Source organism: Engelhardtia mirabilis (assembly GCF_007748095.1).
Taxonomy (GTDB): Bacteria; Planctomycetota; UBA1135; order UBA1135.
On the sequence record NZ_CP036287.1, the window covers coordinates 4230008 to 4251034 of the forward strand.

The 21027-nt window shown below is 69.9% G+C and carries 13 protein-coding genes; 7 read left to right on the forward strand and 6 right to left on the reverse strand.

The genetic code is table 11. From position 1 onward, the window contains the following. Positions 1–85: 85 nt before the first annotated feature. Positions 86–1921 (reverse strand): chemotaxis protein CheA, encoded by a 1836-nt coding sequence (locus tag Pla133_RS15700; RefSeq protein ID WP_145066896.1) that lies wholly within the window; start codon positions 1919–1921, stop codon positions 86–88. Positions 1922–2433: 512 nt separating this feature from the next. Here Pla133_RS15700 and Pla133_RS15705 point away from each other — a divergent pair. From Pla133_RS15705 to Pla133_RS15730, 6 genes are all read left to right on the forward strand, one after another. Then, positions 2434–4965 (forward strand): hypothetical protein, encoded by a 2532-nt coding sequence (locus Pla133_RS15705; RefSeq protein ID WP_145066897.1) that lies wholly within the window; start codon positions 2434–2436, stop codon positions 4963–4965. A 217-nt stretch (positions 4966–5182) separates the two neighbouring features. After that, positions 5183–8884: a PSD1 and planctomycete cytochrome C domain-containing protein gene (locus Pla133_RS15710; protein ID WP_145066899.1), complete on the forward strand. Its 3702-nt coding sequence runs from the start codon at positions 5183–5185 to the stop codon at positions 8882–8884. Between the two features lies 1 nt (position 8885). Continuing rightward, positions 8886–10373 carry a DUF1501 domain-containing protein gene (locus Pla133_RS15715; protein WP_145066901.1) on the forward strand — a complete coding sequence of 496 codons (1488 nt, stop codon included), beginning with the start codon at positions 8886–8888 and terminating at the stop codon, positions 10371–10373. Positions 10374–10381: 8 nt separating this feature from the next. Then, the gene (locus Pla133_RS15720; protein WP_145066903.1) at positions 10382–12079 is read left to right on the forward strand and encodes a c-type cytochrome domain-containing protein; all 1698 of its coding nucleotides are present in this window, start codon (positions 10382–10384) and stop codon (positions 12077–12079) included. Between the two features lie 164 nt (positions 12080–12243). Continuing rightward, positions 12244–14079 (forward strand): ATP-binding protein, encoded by a 1836-nt coding sequence (locus tag Pla133_RS15725; RefSeq protein ID WP_145066905.1) that lies wholly within the window; start codon positions 12244–12246, stop codon positions 14077–14079. A gap of 118 nt (positions 14080–14197) precedes the next feature. Further along, the gene (locus Pla133_RS15730; RefSeq protein ID WP_145066907.1) at positions 14198–14416 is read left to right on the forward strand and encodes an amino acid transport protein; all 219 of its coding nucleotides are present in this window, start codon (positions 14198–14200) and stop codon (positions 14414–14416) included. Between the two features lie 173 nt (positions 14417–14589). Here Pla133_RS15730 and Pla133_RS15735 read toward each other — a convergent pair whose 3' ends face one another. Genes Pla133_RS15735 through Pla133_RS15745 form a run of 3 tightly spaced genes read right to left on the reverse strand, consistent with a single transcriptional unit; the run spans position 14590 to position 18184 of the window. After that, a complete protein-coding gene (locus Pla133_RS15735) occupies positions 14590–15441 on the reverse strand; it encodes an FAD binding domain-containing protein (protein WP_145066909.1) in 852 nt (283 codons plus the stop codon). Further along, positions 15438–15917, reverse strand: a complete 480-nt coding sequence (locus tag Pla133_RS15740) for a (2Fe-2S)-binding protein (protein ID WP_145066911.1) — start codon at positions 15915–15917, stop codon at positions 15438–15440. The genes Pla133_RS15735 and Pla133_RS15740 overlap by 4 nt, the downstream gene beginning before the upstream one ends. Further along, a complete protein-coding gene (locus Pla133_RS15745; protein ID WP_145066913.1) occupies positions 15914–18184 on the reverse strand; it encodes a xanthine dehydrogenase family protein molybdopterin-binding subunit in 2271 nt (756 codons plus the stop codon). The genes Pla133_RS15740 and Pla133_RS15745 overlap by 4 nt, the downstream gene beginning before the upstream one ends. Before the next feature lie 166 nt (positions 18185–18350). Here Pla133_RS15745 and Pla133_RS15750 point away from each other — a divergent pair, with 166 nt between their 5' ends. Further along, positions 18351–18791 (forward strand): nucleoside deaminase, encoded by a 441-nt coding sequence (locus tag Pla133_RS15750; protein WP_419191582.1) that lies wholly within the window; start codon positions 18351–18353, stop codon positions 18789–18791. Between the two features lie 56 nt (positions 18792–18847). On the opposite strand, the gene Pla133_RS15755 is transcribed toward Pla133_RS15750, so the two are convergent. Together Pla133_RS15755 and Pla133_RS15760 are read right to left on the reverse strand one after the other, a co-directional pair. Further along, positions 18848–19285, reverse strand: coding sequence for a thiol-disulfide oxidoreductase DCC family protein (locus Pla133_RS15755; RefSeq protein ID WP_419191583.1), 438 nt, complete (start codon positions 19283–19285; stop codon positions 18848–18850). A 132-nt stretch (positions 19286–19417) separates the two neighbouring features. After that, positions 19418–20965: a hybrid sensor histidine kinase/response regulator gene (locus tag Pla133_RS15760; RefSeq protein ID WP_419191584.1), complete on the reverse strand. Its 1548-nt coding sequence runs from the start codon at positions 20963–20965 to the stop codon at positions 19418–19420. Positions 20966–21027: the final 62 nt, after the last annotated feature.

Here is a 21027-nt window from a genome sequence, read left to right on the forward strand (position 1 = left end):
GGGTTCGCTCCCGGGCAGAGCCCTTTCCCGCGAGGGCGCACGCGATTCTTCGAGCAGCGCGCCGTGGCGGGCCGACGGCCCCCACTCAGGCCGCCGACCGACGGACCAGGAACTGGTCCAGCTTCTCGACCGTGACCATGAACCCGATGCAGCCGTTCCCGAGCACGAAGGCGCCGCTCACGATCGGATCCTCCTTGAGCCAACTGCCCGTGGAGACGACCAGGGCCTTCTGCCAGCCGATGACGTCGTCCACGCGCAGGACGAACTTCCGCTCGGTGCGATCGTGCAGCAGGATGGCCGTGCCCACGAAGGCGTCGTCGGGACCGAAACGACGTCTCCCGGACAGGCCCTCCAGCTCCACGATCGGCACGCTCGTGTCATCCAGGTGTGCCGTCCTCGCGCCCGAGGGCAGGAAGGACGTCTTGACGCCCTCCCACGGGAAGAACTTGAGCACCGACTTCGACGGAAGCATGTAGACCACCTGGCCCACGCGCGCCGCGAGCCCCTCCACCACCGGGGAACCCAGCTTGGGCAACTCGAGGACGAAGGTCGTTCCCTCGCCTTCCTTGGTGGAAGCGCGGACCCGCCCTCCCTCGCTGCGCAGGGCGGAGAGGACGACGTCCATGCCGACGCCCCGGCCCGAGAGGTCGGTGGCCTTCTCCTTGGTCGACAGCCCGGGGTGGTAGATGAGCTCGATGCGCTCCGTCTCCGTGAGCGTCGCGGCCCGCGCCTGGGTGATGACCCCCTGTCGAATCGCCTTGTCGGTCACTGCGCCCAGGTTGATCCCACGACCGTCGTCGCGGATCGAGATCTCGATCGTCTCCTCCTCCTCGGAGATGCAGAGTTCGATCGTGGCTTCCTCGCGCTTGCCGGCGGCCCTGCGATCCTCGGGTGCTTCGATGCCGTGGTCGATGCTGTTGCGGATCATGTGGACCAGGGGATCGCCCAGGATCTCGATGATCCGCTTGTCGAGCTTGCGCTCGTCGCCGGTCTTGACGAACCGAATCCGCTTGCCACTCGAGCGGCACAGCTCCCGCACGAGCCGGTCCAGGGGTCTGGTCAACTGCATCGCCGAGACCATCCGGATCTTGTGCATCTGCTCGTAGAGCCGATCCATGACCCCGTCGAAGTCCCTGGCGATTCCGAGCACAGCCCCCTTGTTGGCGGCGCTGCTCGACTCGCTGAGCGCTTCGTGGATCCAGTACTTCAGGCGCTCATCGATGCTGTAGAGCTCTCCCGCCAGGACCATCAGCCTGTCGAACTGCTCGATGCCGACCCGCAGGGTGATCGAGGGCGGGCCATTGACCTGCGCCGCGGCCGAGGTTGGCGCCTCCTCGGTGGGCGCCTCCTGCTTTGCCCCCGCCTTCGTGGTCTCGGCCTGCCCAGCGCCCTCGGGGCTCGAGTTGCCCCCATCGAGCAAGGCCGCCAACTCGCGCAACTTGGGATGGTTGCGTAGATGGTCGTCGGACTGGGCAGCCTCGAGCCAGGCCCGAAGGGCATCCGGGAGGGATCCTGCGTCCTTGGCGAAACAGGCCTCGAGGGCCGCACGACAGTCCTCCTGCAGCTCTCCGAACGGTTCGGCACCCGTCTCGGGATCGATGCCCTGCAACAGCGCCAGGAGTGCATCCGTGGATTGCACGAGGACGGCGATGCGCTCGCTCGTGACGTCCAGCTTGCCTTCGCGCAAGCTGTTGAGCCCCTCCTCGATCTCGTGCGCGAACGCAGGCACCACCGTCAGCCCGGCCATGCCGGAGTTGCCCTTGATGGTGTGGAAGCTGCGGAAGATCTGGTTGATCAGGGACGAGTCGTCGGGACGCTCCTCGAGCTCCCGCAAGAGCGGGTCGATTCCATCGAGAATCTCCAGGCTGTCGACGACGACAGCCTGGAGCATCTCGAGATCGAGGGGTGACGACTCACTCACGTTTTCCCCGAGGTCGGTGGGTAAGGGTGCAGGGGGATCATCCGCGGTGGCAGGGGCTGAAGGGCCCGCGACCGCGGTCTCGATCGACCGTCGGGAGGTGTCGCCATTCGGCCGTCAACGGCTCCAAACCCAACTTGTCTCGGCAGCGGAATCCTCGACATCTCCAGAGAAGCTCACCGGGTATTCACCACTCCAGAGAAGCGATTTGACTTGGGCCCAGAGCCTGATATCGAGGCAGACCGACGCTTCGATTTGTTGCTCCGATGCCCGAGGCCGCGCGCCCTCTGGGACCTTCGTGAATCAATGCCCACGACAGCGGACGGGTAGGGCCCTCGGGCGCGAAGGGAGGGCGCGACGGCACCCGAGTCGGCTCGTGGCCAGGAGGTACCGAGGCCGGGTTCCAATCGGACTCGAGCCACTCTGTCGAGATGTGTGCATCCGCGCAGGGGCCCGCTCCGTAACGGCCGGTGTCACCCCCGCCCCCCCAAACCCGAGCCGCCCCTCAGAGATCGATGAACACCCATTTCCGACTGCTCCCCTGCGCGGCCCGCTGCGGCATCCTGCTCGCCGCTGCAATTGCGGCCGTGCCGTCCACCGGTCGCGCCCAATCCGTCCTGTCCGTCAGTGGCTCGGGTGCGAGCATGGATGCCACGCAGGTCTACTTCGCGATCACCGCCAAGTCCGAGGATCTGCGTATCTGCGGCCTCTCCTATGTGCGCGACGATCAGGATTCGAAGGGGATCGCCTATTTCTCCTCGGCGGATGTCTCCGTCTGGTCGGCCCCCAGCGGTACCAGCACGACCAGCCAGGCCGGATGGCTCCCGAGCTTCGTGGGCACGATCACGCCCGAGTTTGCGTCGACCCTGACCTATGTCCCGTTCGACATCGACATCGAGATCCCGGCCGGTGAGACCCGCTCGGTCTCGGTCATCTCCGTCGATGGTGCAGGAGGTCCGATCGACGAGACGATCGGCCTTGCGGTCCAACAGGTCTCAGGACTCGGCATCACGGAGAACGACGATTTGATCGTCGGTCCCGGCAGCTCGAGCGGCTCCACGACCACATTCACCGGCGGTCAGACGCCGGCCGTCTTCTACGGGCTCTTGCACTATGCCGTGGGCGACGATCCCTGTGGCACGGGCGACCTGCCGATCACGCTGCTGCCACCCATGCTGTACGACGGTCCCGAGCCGGGCGGCGTCGGCCCCTTGTCGGCCGGCCAGGTGTATGTGGTCCAGCCCGGCACCTTTGGCTGGGCCGAGATCCCACCGGGCAAGACCCTCACCACGGCTCCGAACACGATCATCAAGCTCGGCAACGGTAGTGAGGCCGCCAGCCGAATCAACGTCAAGGGCACCGCCAACTGGAACGACACCGCCGTCACTTCGATCTACGACGACGAGATCGGGGGCGACACCGACGGTCAACTCGGACTGACCTCGCGCGAGCCCATGGCCGGGGACTTCGAGGGCCTGCACTTCCAGGCCAGCTCGGACGACAGCATCTGGGACGGCGGTAGCGTGCGATTCGCCGGCAGCAACTCCTCCCTCGCTCCCGTTCACCTGTTCGACACGGACGCGACGGTCCGCAATCTGATCGTGACCGACAACGCTGCCCCCGGCGGATTCGTGATCGACGCCAATGACCGCGGTCAGCCGACGGTCGAGCGCAACTTCATCGCGGACAACGGTGGTGCAGCGATCGGCGGGGTCAGCTTCGACATGCTCGGCGGGTTCCTCGACAACCTGGCCCTGAACAACGCCGTGGGCGACTACCTGCAGATCACCGGCAGCAAGATCGGCTGCACCTCGACGGGTCCCACCGCGGTGACCAAGGACGTGAACGTGACCACGTCCCACTTCCCCGGTCCGGTGCTCGTGATCGACGGGAACGTCTGCGTCCAATCGGGCGCGATGCTGACCTTCGGTCCCGGCATCGCCATCAAGTTCACGCCGGGGACCGGCGGTGCGATCGAGGCGCGCAGCGGCAGTGTCCTGGAGTTCAACGGCACCGGTGCCGAGCCGATCCGCCTGGCCTCCCTCGGCAATGACTCGCTGGTAGGCGATACCGACAAGAACGGCGCGGACACGGCTGCGCCCGGCGACCTCCGGGGGATCCACTTCGCCCCGGGTTCGATCGGGCGCATGGTCCACACCGAGGTTCACGACGGCGGGGTCGGGGGTGCGGCCATCACCCTGCAGTCCAGCCAGGTCGCGGCCGAAGCGTTGGTCTCGGAGCGGTCGAGCACCCGCGGCCTCGAGGTCTCGGCGCTCCAGGGCGACCTGTTCAACTTGCAGGTGCGCGGCAGCCTCGGCGACGGCATCTACGCCAGCGGCTTCGGCGGCTCGATCGAGCACGCCACCGTGACCGACAGCGGGGGCGACGGGTTCGGCACGGCGGGCGGGACCTTCAGCGGCAAGGTCCGCAACTCCATCGCCTGGAACAGCGTCGGCTCGAACTTCGGCCTGGGCTTCGACGCCGGCAACGTCAGTTACTCACTGGGTGGTTTCACCACAGGAAGCGGCAACCTGAACCAGGATCCGCTGCTCGACGTCCAAGGCGTGCCCAGCGCCAACTCCCCGGTCGTCGACGCCGGGCAGAGTGGTGGTGGCCAGTTCACCGACCTGGACGACGGAGATCGCTTCGCCATCGGGACCCTCGGCCCCTACCCCGACATGGGCGCCTTGGAGTACCGCAAGGCCGACCTGACGGCGGAGCCATTCGCGGCGGGCGAGTCCGTCTCGATCACGGCCACCTCGCCCTTGGGTGACGGCCTACCCACCGTGTTCGCGGTCGGGGTCCCCAACGCCGTCTACCTTCCCGGCCTGGGCTTGATCGGCTTCGACGTCGCGAGCTTCCTGATCCTCGGCCTGGGCCTGACCGGCACGGAATTCCTGGTTCCCACCCCTGCCCAAGCTCCCGGCGGCACGTCGCTGGTCGGCGTGCACTACGCCTTCCAGGCCTTCGTCGCCACCCCCGCCGACGGCCTGGTCCCGACGCCCTTCGCGGAGCTCACCGCGCAGAGCAAGGTCTTCGCCGACTGATCGCCGCGGAGTCGCGCCCGGCTCCGACTTCGCGCGGGGCGACCTCGACTTCGGGGCCGCCCCGCGCGACCTGGTCGGACTCGTGCAAGGCGTCGGGCGTGGATCCAGGCCATCTGCGTCGCGCAGCCGCGTCCCACAGCGCGAGTGCGGGACCGAGCCCCCCTCGACCGACGGCCGTGCAGCGCGATCCGGGGTCGACCCACTAACATGGGCGTCCATGGGTCTCCCCTCCCTCCCTCGCCCCGAGCGGCCGATCGCGGCCCTCGCCCTGCTCCTGCTGGCCGGCACCGGCGCATCCCTGGCCCTGGCCGGCGCGCCCACCGGCGGCGACGCCGATCCCCGAGTGCCGGTGCGCTATTCGCGCGACGTGCGGCCGCTGCTCTCCGACCGCTGCTTCCTCTGCCACGGCCCAGACGAGGCCGCCCGCGCGGCGGACCTGCGACTGGACACCCACGCCTTCGCCACGGCGGAGCGCGACGGGGGACCGGCCATCGTCCCCGGTGACGCCGAGGCCAGTGAACTCTGGTATCGGATCACGACCGACGACGCCGAGGACGCCATGCCGCCGAAGCGCTCCCACCGCGAGCGCTTCAGCGCCCAGGAGCGCGAGCTGATCCGGCGTTGGATCGACGACGGGGCGCAGTACGAGGAGCATTGGGCGTTCGTACCCCCCGTGCGACCGACGCCGCCGACGGTCGCGGACTTCGAGCACCCCGTGGATGCCTTCGTCGCCCGGCACCTCGGCGAGCTGGGGCTAGCGCCCTCGCCCGAGGAGCGCTCCGACCTGTTGCTGCGTCGCCTGTTCCTGGACCTGACGGGTCTGCCCCCGACCCCCGCCGAGTTGGACGCGTTCCAAGCCGACTACGATGCCCCCGGGTCCGATCGCGACGCGGTCTGGCTCGCTTGGATCGACCGCCTGTTCGGCGAGGAGCCCTACCGCTCGCGCTATGCGGAGCGCATGACTGCGCCCTGGCTGGACCAGGCCCGCTACGCGGACACCTCGGGCATCCACATGGATGCCGGGCGTCAGATCTGGCCCTGGCGCGACTGGGTCCTCGCGGCCTTTCGCGACAACATGCCCTTCGACCGCTTCCTGACCGAGCAGCTGGCCGGGGACCTCCTGCCTGACGCGACCGTCGATCAGTTGGTCGCCAGCGGCTTCAACCGCAACCACGTCACCACCGACGAGGGCGGTGCGATCGACGAGGAGTACCTGGTCGAGTACGCCGTCGATCGCGTCGACACCACCGGCCAGGTGTTCCTGGGTCTGACCGTCGGCTGCGCCCGCTGCCACGACCACAAGTTCGATCCGATCACCCAAGAGGACTTCTACCGCTTCTTCTCGTACTTCAACTCGAACGAGGAGCCCGGGCTCTACTCCCAAGTGCCGAATCCCAACCGCGCCCTCGAGCCCTTCATCGAGGTGCCCAGCGCGGAGCAGGTGCGGGCGCGTGAAGAGTTGGCGTCGGACCTCGCGGCGCTGCGTGCGGAGCTGGGCGAGCCCAGTGAGCAGGACCGCGCGGCCTTGGCCCAGTGGCGCAGCGCGCTGCCCGGGGACCTGGGCCTGCAATGGGTCTCGACGACCCTCGTCGATGCGAGCTCCAGCGCCGGCACGACCTTCGTCGAGTTGGACGACGGTAGCCTGCGCGCCGAGGGCCCCGCGCCCGCGACGGACGTCCACCGCATCACCCTGCGGACCGACGCCACCGACCTGCGCCTGTTGCAGCTCGACGCCCTCGGTGACGCGCTGCTGGAGAACGGCGCCCCCGGCCGCGCCGACAACGGCAACGCGGTGCTGACCTCGATCCGCGTCGAGGCGCGCTCCGTCGCCGACCCGAGCGTGTCCGAACCGGTCGAGTTGACCTGGGCCTGGGCCGACTACGCCCAGACCAACGACGACTACGGCGTGCTGCGTGCCTTCGACCAGCGCCACAACACGGGCTGGGCCATCGCCGGACACACGGACGGCTCCGAGCGCACGGCGCTGTTCCTGGCCGACCATCCGTTCGGCTACGAGGGCGGCACCGAGGTCACGGTGACCCTGGGCTACGAGTCGATCTGGAACGGCCACTCGTTCGGGCGCACGCGCCTGGGCCTGGCGACCCTGGGCGAGGCGGGCGTCGCCGACCTGCCCCTGGCCCAGGGGCCCTGGTACCAGGCCGGTCCCTTCGAGCTTCCCACGGCTACGGGCGCCTACCAGCGCGTCTTCGGGCCGGAGTCCGACACGAGCCTGGACCCCATGCTCGAGTTCGAGGCCCTCGAGGGCTCGCCTCGCCGCTGGACCTACCGCAGCGACTTCGCCGACGGCGTCGTGACCTCCCTCGCCGGCGGCGTCAACGTGCACTACGTCGCCAAGGAGATCTGGTCGCCCGAAGACCGCTCGGTCGAGGTCTCCCTCGGCAGCGACGACGGCTTCACGATCCTCGTGAATGGCGTCCAGGTGGCCGCCAGCGAGTTGCCGCGCGGCGCGGCCGCCGACCAGAACCGTGTCACGCTCCCCCTGCGCGCCGGTCGCAACGCACTGGTATTCAAGGTCATCAACACCGGCGGCGCGGCGGGCTTCTACTTCAGCGCACTCGAGGGCGACGAGGTCTTGGGCCAGGGTCTGGTCGCTGCCCTGGTGGAACCGGGCGCGCGCGCCGACGCTGCGCCCGACTACGTTCCGCGCGAGACGGCCGCCGCCCCCACCCTCGGCGCGTCGATCCTGCACGGATTCCGGCTGACCCGCTCCCCCGACTACGCCGCGCGCCTGGCCCGCGAGGCCGAGTTGGTGGCCGCGACCGAGGAGCTCGAGGCGTCGATCCCGCGCACCATGGTCATGCGCGAGCGGATGGAGCCGCGCCAGACCTTCGTGTTGAGTCGGGGCGAGTACGACAAGGCCGATCCCGAGCGCCCGGTGGAGCCGGGTATTCCCTCGCTCTTCGCGGGGCTCGCCACCCAGGGCGAGGCCGCGGGCGGCGAGCGGGCGACGCGCGTCGACCTGGCGCGCTGGATGACCTCCCCCGACAACCCCCTGGTCGCACGGGTCGCCGTCAACCGCTACTGGCAACTGCTCTTCGGGACCGGGCTCGTCGCCACCTCCGGGGACTTCGGCTTCCAGGGCTCGTGGCCCACCCATCCGCAGCTGCTCGACTGGCTAGCAACCGAGTTCGTCGAGAGCGGCTGGGACGTGCAAGGCCTGCTGCGCACGGTCCTGACCAGCGCGACCTACCGTCAGTCCTCGCGGGTGCGACCCGAAGTCGCCGCGATCGACCCCGACGGCGCGCTGCTGGCGAGCTACCCCAGGCGCCGGCTCGAGGCGGAGGCCATCCGCGACCTGGCCCTGTACACCTCCGGCCTCCTGGTGGAGGAGTTGGGCGGCCCCTCGGTCAAACCCTACCAGCCGCCGGGCCTGTGGCAGGAGATCGCCATGTTGGGCTCGAACACGCGCCTGTTCGAACGCGGCACCGGCGAGGACCTGTGGCGGCGCAGTCTGTACACCTACTGGAAGCGCGCCGCCCCGCCGCCGGCCATGCTGACCTTCGACGCGCCGACGCGCGAGTCCTGCGTGATCAAGCGCGGCGTCACCAACACCCCACTGCAGGCCCTGGTCCTGTGGAACGACGAGCAGTACGTCGAGGCCGCGCGCAAGCTGGCCGAGCGCAGCCTGGCGGAGGCCGAGGGCGACGCAGCCGTGCTGACGCTGATGTTCCGTCGCTGCACCGGCAGGGCGCCGGAGCGAGCGGAGTTGGCGATCCTGACCGCCGCCCTCGACGACCACCGCGCGCGCTACGCGGCCGCTCCCGAGGACGCCGCCGCTCTGGTCGCCGTGGGCGAAGCGATGCTCGCGGAGGGCGCCCCCGACCCGGCCGAGCTGGCCGCCTGGACCCTGGTGGCCAGCGCGATCCTGAACCTCCACGCCACGATCACCCAGGGCTGAGATGACCAACGACGAACACTTGGATCCGATCGACGAGCGGCGGCGACTGCTCACGAGGCGACGCTTCTTCGGTCTCGGCGCCGCCGGCGTGGGCGGCTTGCTGGGCCAAGCTGCTCTGGGTTCGCTCCTGACCGGTGGCTCCGCGTCCGGTTCAACGGCGGCCAACTCCAGCGGACTGGCGGCGGGCCCCCACTTCCGGCCCAAGGCCAAGCGTGTGATCTACCTCCACATGGAGGGCGGGCCCAGCCACTTGGACCTGTGGGACTACAAGCCCGGCCTGCGCACGCGTTTCGACGAGGACCTGCCGGACTCGATCCGCAAGGGCCAGCGCCTGACGACGATGACCAGCGGGCAGTCGCGCTTTCCCGTCGCGCCGAGCATGTTCCGCTTCAGCCGCTACCCCAACGAGCAGGACGGCGCCTGGGTCAGCGAGGTCATGCCCCACACCGGCGGCATGGCGCGCGAGCTCTGCATCGTGCGTTCGATGCACACGGACGCGATCAACCACGAGCCGGCAATCACGTTCTTCCAGACCGGCAGCCAGCAGCCCGGGCGCCCGAGCTTCGGCTCCTGGATGAGCTACGGCCTGGGTAGCGCCAACGAGAACCTGCCCACCTTCGTGGTCCTGATCACCCAAGGCATCGGGAACATGCAGGCCCTGAGCGAGCGCTTCTGGGGCAGCGGCTTCCTCGACGGACGGCACCAGGGTTGCAAGATTCGCAGCGGCAACAACCCGGTTCTATACCTGAGCGACCCCGACGGCGTGGAGCGCGACGACCGCCGGCGCATGCTCGACGCCGTTGCGGCCCTGAACCAGCAGGAGGCGGAGCGCACCCTGGACCCCGAGGTCTCCACGCGCCTGGCCCAGTACGAGATGGCCTACCGCATGCAGATGTCGGTGCCGGAGCTGGTCGACTTCTCGGACGAGGACCCGCACACGCTCGAGATGTACGGACCGGAGGTCTCCAAGCCCGGCAGCTTCGCCGCCAACTGCCTCCTGGCGCGCCGTCTGGCGGAGCGCGGGGTGCGCTTCATCCAGCTCTACATGCGCGGCTGGGACGCCCACGGCAACCTGCCCAGCGAACTTCGCAGCCAGGCCGGCGCGGTGGACCAACCCCAGGCCGCACTGCTGCGCGACCTGGCCCGGCGCGGCCTGCTCGAGGACACGATCGTGCTCTGGGCCGGCGAGTTCGGTCGCACCGTCTACAGCCAGGGCACACTGACGCAGACCAACTACGGGCGCGACCACCACCCGCGCGCCTTCTCCCTGTGGTTGGCCGGAGGCGGCTTCCAGCGCGGCATCGTCCACGGCGCCACCGACGACTACGGCTACAACATCGTGCGCGATCCGGTCTCCGTGCACGACCTGCACGCGACGATGCTGAACCAACTGGGCTTCGACCACGAGCGCCTGACCCACCGCACCCTCGGCCGCGACTACCGCTTGACCGACGTCGCCGGACGGGTCGTCCCCGAGCTGCTCGCCTGAATCGCCCCGTGATCGACCTCTCCATCTTCGAATCCGTGGACTGGGCCGCGGCCGTGGCGCGCTTGCACCCGGTCGTCCTGCACCTGCCGGTCGGGCTGTTGGTCGCCCTCGCCTGCGTGGAGCTGTGGCGCCTGGTGCGTCGTCGGCGCGAACCCGACGGCAGCCGCGCGGTGCTCGTCTTCCTGCTCGCGGTCACGGCGCCGATGGCTGCGGTGTCCGGTTGGCTGTTGCACGAGACCGAGAGCTACGGCGCGGGCGTCGAGTGGCACGAGTACCTGGGTATCGCGCTGATGGTGCTCTGCCTGGGCACGGGTCTCGCGTTCTGGCGCGGGTCGCGGGGCTACGCCTGGCTGTTGGCCCTGTCGGTCGGTCTGCTCCTGCCCACCGCACACCTGGGTGGAAGCCTGACCCACGGCGACGACTTCCTGACCGAGCCCTGGACCGAGGCGCTCGAGGGCGCGGACGCAGATCCGCAGGCGTCGGGTCCCCTGGCGGACTCGCTCGCGACCGACTGCTGGATCGAGGTGGCGCCGGTGAGCCACGACTTCGATGCGGTTGCGCCTTTCTTCGACAGCTACTGCACCCGCTGCCATGGCGAGCGCAAGCAGAAGGGCGGTCTGGCCCTGCACGACATGGCTTCGCTGCTGGCGGGCGGTGAGGACGGACCGGTAGTGCTCGCCGGCGATCCCGCCGGAAGCCCCCTGGTGCGCCACCTGCGACTGCCGCTGGAGGACGACGACCACATGCCCCCGGCCGAGAAGGCCCAGCCCACGGCCCAGGAGATCGAGGCCGTCGCGGCCTGGATCGGGACCCTCGGGGCGCCGGGCGCCGAGGCCGTCGTGACCGGCGACGCGGACGGCCGGGCTGCAGCGCTCGCGGTCCCAACGGCCGCGCCCAGCATTGCCGAGCCGCAGGTCGCCGAGTCGACCTCGGCGGCGTCCACCGACGAGCCCGCCACCCCGTCAATCGAACCGAACGCCATCGAACGCAGCGCCTCGATCCGGAACCTGCGCGAGCTGCTGGTACACGTGGAGGGCCTGGGTCGCGACTCGGACGACCTCGCCGTCGACTTCACCGCCGCCACGATCGAGCCTGGCCAGATCGCGGAACTGCTGGACTCCATCGCCAGCTCGGTCGTCGAGCTGAACCTGAGCGCGACCCCGCTCGCGCCCGCCGACCTCGAGTATCTCGCGCGGATACCGCGCCTCGAGCGACTCGACCTGCGGCGCTCGCCGGATCCGTCGACGGACATCGGCCCGCTCGCCAACTGTCCGGCCCTGACCCTCCTGAACCTCTCGGGCACCGGGCTCGCCCCGGGAGCCGTCGACAGCGTCGCCTCCATCGCGAGCCTAGAGACCGCCTACCTCTGGGGCTGCGGACTCGACGAATCCGAGCTGCAACGCCTCGCGGCCCTGCGCCCTGCAGTTCGAATCGTGGGCTCCGTCGACGGTCCCGATGCTCCCCGGGAGGTCGAGCCAGACGTGGTCTTCGTGCGCGCCGATGTCGCGGCTGAAGCGCCGCCCGCGATCGCGTCGACCACCTCGCTGGCGCCGATCAACGACATCTGTCCGGTCTCGGGCACCCCTGTCGACCCGCGCTTCACGATCGCCCACGAAGGCCGCGTGGTCGGCTTCTGCTGCTCCAACTGTCCCAAGACTTTCTGGGACGATCCGAGCCGCTTCGAGGTTCTCCCCGCCGGCAACTGAGACCGTCGCGGGCGGCTGAGATTGCCGCGCGCACTCACAGATCGCGACGGCCGCCGATCCATCGCAGCTTCGAGACGCGTCGAGCATTTGGTCGGCCCACAGGCTCACCAGGCCCCCTATGTTGACCGGGGCTCCAACCGCCCCTGGACCGCGGCTCCCCCAAGATGTTCCTGCTCGAGATCGTCGATCTGATGGCTCTGGTTGGCCTGCTGGTCCAGGCCTTCACTGCATGGGTGTTCGTAGCCGTGCTGGCTTCGCTCCAGGTCGACCGCAGAGCGAATGGTGCGTATCGAGCCTTCCTGCAGGCCTTCGTGGTCCTGTCCGTGGCGTTGACGCTGATGAGTGTGCGGTTCTTCCGCGCCCACGATACGCAGACCTCCTACGACCTGTGGGCCGACGGCGCGCTGCTCCCGACCCTGTGCTACATGGCCTACATGGGCCTCAAGGCGGCATTCGGCCTGCTGCTCGTGCGCGGTAGCTCGCGGCTGGTCGGCGTCGATCGGTCCCCGCGGCACCCATGGGCTCCCTGGGGGTTGGTGCTCGCCTACTCGGCGACGCCGATCGTCGTCTCCAACATCGACCTGCTCCTGGCTCTGCAAGCACCGATGATGATCGCTTGCTCCGCCGTCGCGCTGCGCCTGCTCTCGCCCTCGCGAGGGTCGGGCACCGGGACTCGGCTCCTGTGCTGGTCCTTCATCGGCCTGATCGTCTCGTGGGCGGTCCATGCCACCTCGGCGCTGACTACCCAGTTCGGCGACACGGACCTGCTGCGCCCCCTGCTCTCGCTGAACTCGTTCACGGACCTCGGCGTGCAGATGATCCTGGGCGTCGGCCTGGTGGTCGGGCTGCTCGAGTCGTCCCACCAGGAGTTCCTGCGGTCCGAACAGGAACGACAGCGGCTCGCCCGCGCCCTGGCCAGGGACGAGCGCCTGCGGGCCCTCGGGACGGCCGTGTCGGGCGTCGCGCACGAGCTCAACAACCCGCTGACGGTGATCTCCGGCTACTCCGAACTGCTGCTGCTCGACGATCCGAACGACCGCCGCGCGGTGCTGATCCACGAGCAGGCTGCACGCTGCAGGGGGATCGTGCGCAACCTCTCGACCCTGGCGGGCCAGTCGCTCCACCCGACCCAGGCGGTGGAGGTCGACGAGCTGCTCGAGCGTGTGTTGCGAGGACTGCCGGACGGGGAGACCACCGGCGGGCGGAGCGTACGCGTCGAGCCCCTCTCCCACCTGTGGATCGCCGCGGACCCCCTGGGGATCGAACAGGTGCTGTCCAACTTGATCGTCAACGCCCTGCACGCCAGCCCGCCGGGTGGCACGGTGTCGGTCGGCGGTCGCGCCACCGACCAGGGAATAGAGCTCACGGTCAGTGACCAGGGCTCCGGCGTCGATTCGCATCTGCGCGAGCGGATCTTCGAGCCCTTCTTCACGACCAAGTCCCCGGGCAAGGGCACAGGGCTCGGCCTCTCGATCGTGCACGCGATCGTGCGCGGGCACGGCGGCTCGATCAGCGTGGAGCAGGCGCCAGAAGGCGGCGCTCGATTCCGCCTGCTGCTGCCCCGCGCGGATCCGCGACCGACGGAGCTGACTCCCGCGGCGCGGCCCCGGTCCACGGCCGGTCGGCCACTGCTGATCGTGGACGACGACGACGCCGTACGCACGATCCTGCGCGAGCATGGCGAGGCGCGCGGTTGGCGGGTGCGCGAGGCGAACACGGCCGAGGCGGCCCTGGGCCAGGATCTGGTGGGCGTCGCAGCAGTGGTCTGTGACCTCCGCATGCCGGGCATGGGGGGCGCCGGATTCCACGACAGGCTCGCGGCGAGCCAACCCGCGGTCCTGGCTCGGGTCGTCTTCGTCACCGGCGACATGGCGTCGACGGAGTCCACGGCCTTTGCTGCGCGCTGCGAACAGCCGCTGTTCGAGAAGCCCTTCGACTATGAAGAGCTCTTCGAGCAGCTCGAGTCAATCGCTTCCTCGACGGCCAAGACCCGCGCCTGAGCCGTCCGGGCGCCGCACCGAGCGCGGACAGCGCCGCGAGTGATGCCTGCCACGCGGCCAGCCTGGGATTTCGGACATTCCCTCGTCCCCCACTCTGCCCGGCACCGATCGACCCCGGATGGACCTCTCCGCTGCAGACCTGATCGCCAACCTCGTCATCAGCAGCGTGGGCTTCGGCCTCTTCATCTTCGGCAAGAAGCAGGGGCGCGTGGCCCACTTCACCGTCGGGGTGGCCTTGATGGGCCTGCCCTACGTGGTTCCCGCGGCCGCCGCCATGTGGGCGATCGCAGCAGCGCTGAGCCTGGGGCTGTTCCTGCTCGGGCGCATGGGCATCTAGTGTCCTGGATCAGGCATTCGGCGTCACTTCCCGGAGGTCCGATCGATGCTGGCTAGGCGCGCTGACGACGCGTATCCGCTGCGATACTCGGAGGAGGCGCTGGTGACGCCAGCGGCGATCGGAGCCCGGGAAGTGACGCCGAATATCTGATCCAGGACACTAGCCCACTTCGGTCAGGCTGAGATATCGCCGACGAGCCGCCGCACCACTCGCCCTAAGACGTGGGCGCGGTAGCGGGCGGTCGAGCGGGCGTCGTCGATCGGGTTGACCTCGGCACGGGCCTCGCGCGCGGCTCGGGTTGCGGTGTCCGCGCCCACGGGCGCTCCTTCCAGCAGGGCCTCTGTCCTGCGCAGACGGATCGGCATCGCCGCAACCGCGCCCGCGCCCAGGCGCACGTCCGCCAGGTGCTCCTGGCCGCCGACCTCGACGCGGCGGGCGCTCAGGGCGACGACCACCTTGCTGATCGCCTGGGCCTCGCGGGTGCCGACCTTCTTGAAACCCTGGAACTGGTCGGGCAGCGCGTGGGGCACGCGCACGCGCACGATCAACCCTCCGGGCTCGAGGACAGTCTCGCGGTAGCCCCGGTGGAAGTCCGCATAGGACACACGCCGCTCGCCGGAACTGCTCGCCAGGACCAGCTCCGCTCCCAGGGCCAGGAGCACCGGCAGCGAGTCCCCGACCGGCGAGGCGTTGGCGATGTTGCCGCCGATGGTCGCGCGATTCTGGATCTGCCAGCCGCCGATCGTCGCGGCGGCCTGGACCAAGATCGGCGCGTGCTCGGCCACGAGCGCCTCCCTGCGCAGTTGCGAAAAGCTCACGGCGGCACCGATGTCGATCCAACCGCCGTCGTCGCGTACGCCCGCCAGTTCGGGCAAACGCTGTAGATCCACCACCGCGCCGTGACGGCGGCCCGTGGCCGTGTCGACCACCATCAGGTCGGTGCAACCGGCGACGGCGACGGCATCGGGCGCCCCCATGGCGTCCAACGCTTCGGCCAGGCTACGAGGCCGGAAGGTGCGGGTCACAGCGCCCCCCGTGGGCGTTGGTCGACCAGCTTCTCCACCGCGCGGAAGATGCGTTCGTAGCCGGTGCAGCGGCACAGGTTCCCGGCCAGGGCCTCCCGAATCGCGGCGCGATCCGGCCGCTCGCTGCGCTCCAAGAGGACCGCGGCCGTGAGCACGATGCCCGGGGTGCAGGCGCCGCACTGGACGCCGCCCTCGGTGACCATCGTGTCCTGCAGCGCGGCCAGGCCCGGGACGGCGGTGGCATCCTCGATCGTGCGCACGTCGCGCCCCTCGACCTGGAACACCGGTACCAGGCACGAACACACGACATCGCCGTCGAGCAGCACGCTGCACGAGCCGCACTCGCCCTCGCCACAGCCCTCCTTGGTGCCGACCAGGCCCAGGGACTCGCGCAGCACGTCGAGCAGTCGCGTCATGCCGTCACCGACGAAGGTGCGCTCCTCCCCATTCACGCTCAGCGTCCAGCCCTCGCTCATCGCAGGCCCTCCAGCGGCTCTCCGGCCTGCAGCGCGCCCGCGACCGCTTCCGGCCCGAGGGTGCGACCGGCCAAGAGGTCCTCGAGCAGCACCTCGGGCGTGGCCGGCGCCCGCGTGGCCACGATCCCCGTGGCGTTCTCGATCGCAGCGACCAGGGCCGGCCCGCCGCCATCCATGGGCAACTCGCCCACGCCCTTGGCGCCCTGTGGACCGGAGCGCGTCGGGTTCTCGATCAGGATCGTGTCGAAGTCGGGTGCGTCGACGGCGGTCGGGATCACGTAGGTCGACAGGCTGTCCTGCAGCGGCCGGCCCTCGGAGAGGCGCAGGTCCTCCAGATGCCCGAAGCCGAAGGCCTGCAGCGACCCGCCCTCCACCTGTCCCGCACACAGCACCGGGTGGATCGCCTTGCCCACGTCGAAGACCAGGGTCGCGCGCTCGACCCGCGTCGCCAGGGTGTCCGCGTCCACGCGAACCTCGGCCACGTGCACGCCCCAGCCGTAGGCCGAGTAGGCCGTGCCGGTGTAGGTCGTCTCGTCGAAGGTCTGTCCGGGGGCGGGTTCGAAGCGTTCCTCGACCTCCAGCTCGCCGTGCTGCGTCAGGTAGGCCCGCGCCAGCTCGACGAACTCGGCGGGCGAGGCCGGCGGCGCACCACCCTGTCCCAACTCGCGCACCAGACGGCGCCCGGCCCGCTCCAGGATCCCGCCCACGACCATCACCGTTCGCGAGGCGACGGTCGGACCCGAGTCCGGCACCTTGGACGTGTCGGGATCGACCACCCGCACCATCTCCGTCGGCAGGCCGAGGGCGTCGGCGACGATCTGCGACAGGACGATCGTCGTGCCCTGGCCGAAGTCGCAGGCGGCCACGCGCACCTCCACGCAGTCGGGGGCGACCAGGGCCAGGCGCACGGGCGAGCGCATGCGCTGCTCTCCCTCGCCGGTGAAGCCCGCGCCGTGCCAGGACAGGGCCAGGCCGATGCCGTGCAGCGCGTGACCTTCGCCGGACGCGCGCGCGTCCTCGATCTCATGCCAGCGGCGCTTGAAGTCGGTGCGCGCCTGCGCGGCGGCCAGGCACTCGAGCGCGCTGACGCTCTCCTCGAGCACCTGGCCCGTGGGAGTCACGTCGCCCAGGCGGTAGGCGTTGCGTTCGCGCAGGGTCAGGGGGTCCGTGCCGATCAAGCGCGCGATGCGGTCCATCTGGCGCTCCACCGCGAATTGGGTCTGGGGCGCGCCGAAGCCGCGGAATGCCCCACTGGGCACCGTGTTGGTGGCGAGGGCGCGGCCCTCGATCCGCACGTTCGGACAGGCGTAGGCGCCACCGGCGTGCAGGACAGCGCGGGAGAGCACGACGCCCGAAAGGGTCGTGTAGGCACCACCGTCCAGGATCACCTCGATCTCCATGGCGCAGAGCTTGCCGGCGGCGTCGACGCCCGTGCGGTGGCGCACACGCGAGGGATGGCGCTTCGGCGTCGCCTGCATGTCCTCGTGGCGGTCGTAGACGATCTTCACCGGCCTGCCCACCCGCCGCGCCAACAGGGCCGCGTGGGCCGCGATGGCGTCGGGGAACTCCTCCTTGCCGCCGAAGCCGCCGCCGGTGGGCGCCTGGCGTACGCGCACCGGCTCGTCGAAGAGCAGCGCCAGGGCCTTCTGCACGTAGTAGGGGCACTGCAGGGAGCCGATCACCTCGAGCTCGCCCTGGGCCGTGGGCCGCGCGACCATGCCCTGGGGCTCGATGTAGACGTGTTCCTGGTGAGCCGTGTCGTAGACCCCCTCTACCACGTGGGTCGCGGCGGCGAAGCCGGCCTCCAGGTCGCCGCGCTCGATGCGGCAGGAGGCCAGGATGCGCGGACTCGCCAGGGCCTGGTCCAGGTCGTGGATGCCGCGCTCCACCTCGTAGCGGACTTCGACTCGTCCGACCGCCGCGCGGGCGCGCTCGCGGGTCGGCGCGGCGACCAGGGCCACCGGCTCCGCGAAGTGGTTCACGCGACCGTCCGCGAGGACCGGCCAGTCGTCGGCGATCAGGCGCAGCACGTTGGGGCCGGGCAGGTCCCGCGCCGTCAACACGACGACATCGGGATCCGCCAGGGCCGCAGCGGCGTCGATCGCGACGATCCGCGCGCAGGCGTGGGGTGAGCGCACCGTCGCGCCGTGCCACAGTCCATCGAACTCCAGGTCGTCCACGTAGCGGCAGAGGCCGCGAACCTTCTGCGCCCCGTCGGTGCGCGCGGGGCTGGTCCCCACCATTCGTCCGTGGTCGATGTGTGCCATGGTCTCGTGCCGGCGCAGCGTGCCCTGGTTGCCGCGCACATTGCAAGGGCAGGGCCGTGTTGTGGGGCCCCGGGGACCCGGCTAGGATCGCCGAGGCGGCGCCGACATGCGTTGGCCCGTTGCCGCGTACCGCGCACCCAGGGGAGCGCACGACCCCCTACCGAACGTGAACGACCCCTTCCTCCGAGCCGCGATCGACGAGGCGCTCCTGGGCCTGAGCGAGGGCGGCATCCCGATCGGGAGCGTACTCGTGATCGACGGCCACATCGTCGCACGCGGACACAACCGGCGCGTGCAGCAGGGCAGCGCCGTGCTGCACGCGGAGATGGACTGCCTCGAGCGAGCGGGACGCCTCGCCGCCGCGGACTACCGCCGGGCCACCCTCTACTCGACCCTCTCGCCCTGCGACATGTGTAGCGGGGCGATTCTGCTGTACGGGATCCCACGAGTCGTCGCCGGTGAACACCGCACCTTCCGCGGCCCCGAGGACTACCTGCGCTCGCGTGGCGTGGAACTCGACGTGCGCGACGACGGGGAGTGCGTCGAGCTGATGCGGCGCTTCATCGAAGCGAGGCCGGAACTGTGGAACGAGGACATCGGGGTCTAGCCCCGACACTTGCCCGCATCAGCCACCAGGATCCGCGCCCGAGGGGCGCACCAACTTCAGCGCAGGAAGCGCGCCGGACGCTTCGGATCCGGCAAGCGGCAACTGTCCGCTGATCCGAACCAGCGCAGGCGACGGCGGGCGATCCACTTGTAGACCCCGTCGCGCAGCAGGGGCGGCAGGACCAGGCCGGCTGCGAGCAGGGGCCATGGCGCCCGCAGCCGCGCTGCGATTCGAAGGGCGGCTCCACTACGCAGGTGCATGCGGCCGGCCTCGTCCCGCAGGACGATGGTCTCGAGTCGATCGGGGTCTGCGCCGATCGATCGAATCAGGTCTCGGGCGAGCTGCGACTGCAGGGGCGCGAAGACGAAGCGCTCCTTGGGGTCGCGCTCGAGGATGAACTGCACGCTGCGCTCGCACAGGCCGCAATCACCGTCGTAGAGCACCAGGGGGCGCCCCGCGGCCACGTCGGTCAGGTCCGTCGGAGTTTCGAGCACGCCCCAAGATAGGCCATCCCCGGTGGCTAGACAGGGTCGAGTGGGGCTCGACTACGGTCCGTGCACGCCCCCCCCCGGAACGCTCGGGAGCGCGACTGCCGGCCGGGTTGCAGTCGCCGCCGCCGCGCCGCGTCAACGATCCAAGGCCGCGCGCACTCGCTGGGCGATCGTCGCGCCGTCGAAGGGCTTCTCGAGCACGTCCAGGTCCTCGCCCAGCTCGTGCAGCACGGTCAGGTTGTCGTCGGTGTAACCGGACATGAACAGCACGCGCGGAGCGTGCCCGAGTCGCGTCAGCTCCGCGACCAGGGTCGCGCCGCCCATCTGCGGCATGATCACGTCGGTCACCAGCAGATCGATCTCGTCCGGTCGCGCGCAGTAGGCCTCGAGCGCCTCCACGCCCGTCTGGCAGGTCATGACCCTGTAGCCGCGGCCCTCCAGGGCGCGCAGCACCAGCCGAGCCACCACCTCCTCGTCCTCCACCACGAGGATCAGCTCATTCCCACGGTCGCGCCCCGAGACCGAGCCGGCACTCGGTGCACGCTCGGGGATGGGCTCGCTGGTGATCGGCAACAGCACCTCGACGCGCGTGCCGTGGCCCACTGCACTTCGAAGGGAGACCGAGCCTTCGCTCTGCTTGACGATCCCGTAGACCGTGGCCAGGCCCAGTCCCGAGCCCTTGCCCGTCTCCTTGGTGGTGAAGAAGGGGTCGAAGGCGCGGTCGAGGGTCTCGGGATCCATGCCGCAACCGGTGTCGGTCACCGACAGGGCGGCATACTCCGCATGGACCGGGTCCGCGCCCGTGATCCTGCGAACGTGGTCCAACGAGGCTCTCGAGGTCTCGATCGTCAGTTGCCCCCCATCGGGCATGGCGTCGCGCGCGTTGGCCGCCAGGTTGAGCAGCACCTGGCTGAGCTGCCCGCTGTCCGCCCTGACCGGAATCGACTCCGTGCTCAGATCGAAGACGAGGGTCACGTCCTCACCGATCAAGCGCTCGACCAGTCGCAGGAGCTCGCGGGTCAGGCTGTTGAGGTCGAGAACACTGGGCAGCAACTGCTGCTTGCGGCCGAACGCCAATAGTTGGCGCACGAGCTCCGCCGCACGCGCTCCGGCGTTCTCGATCTCGGTCACGTGCTCCAGGGCCTGGGGCGAGTCCGCGAGCAGCTCGTGCAAGAGGTCGGCGTGACCCAGGATCGCTACCAGCAGGTTGTTGAAGTCGTGGGCGATGCCGCCGGTCAACTTGCCGACGGCCTCCATCTTCAACGCCTGACGCAGCTCCTCCTCGAGGTGCTTGCGAGTAGTGATGTCGCGCCAAACCACGTGCAGGGACCGACGCCCCGGCTCACTGACCGCGGTCAACAGGACCTCGACCGGAAAGACCTCGCCGTCGGCACGCTTGTGATCCCACTCGAACCGGTGGCTGCCCCGCTCGAAGGCGATGGCCATCATCTCGTTGGCCTTCTCGAAGGAGTCTCGGCCGTCCGGCTGGGTCGGTGGCGAGAGCTCCGAGGGATGGGTCTCGAGGACCTCGCCCTTGCTGCCGTAGCGCAGCATCCGCACCGTCGCCTGGTTGCAGTCGACGAAGGTCTCGCCCTCGATGATCAAGATCGCGTCCGCGGAGCGCTCGAAGAGCTCGCGGTAGGGATCGCGCGCGGCGTCCGGGTTCTCTGGTTGAGGCGACATCACCTGGAGGTCCGAGGTCTGGGGGCCTGCTGCAGAGCCATGAGACCGACTCACGCTTCGCA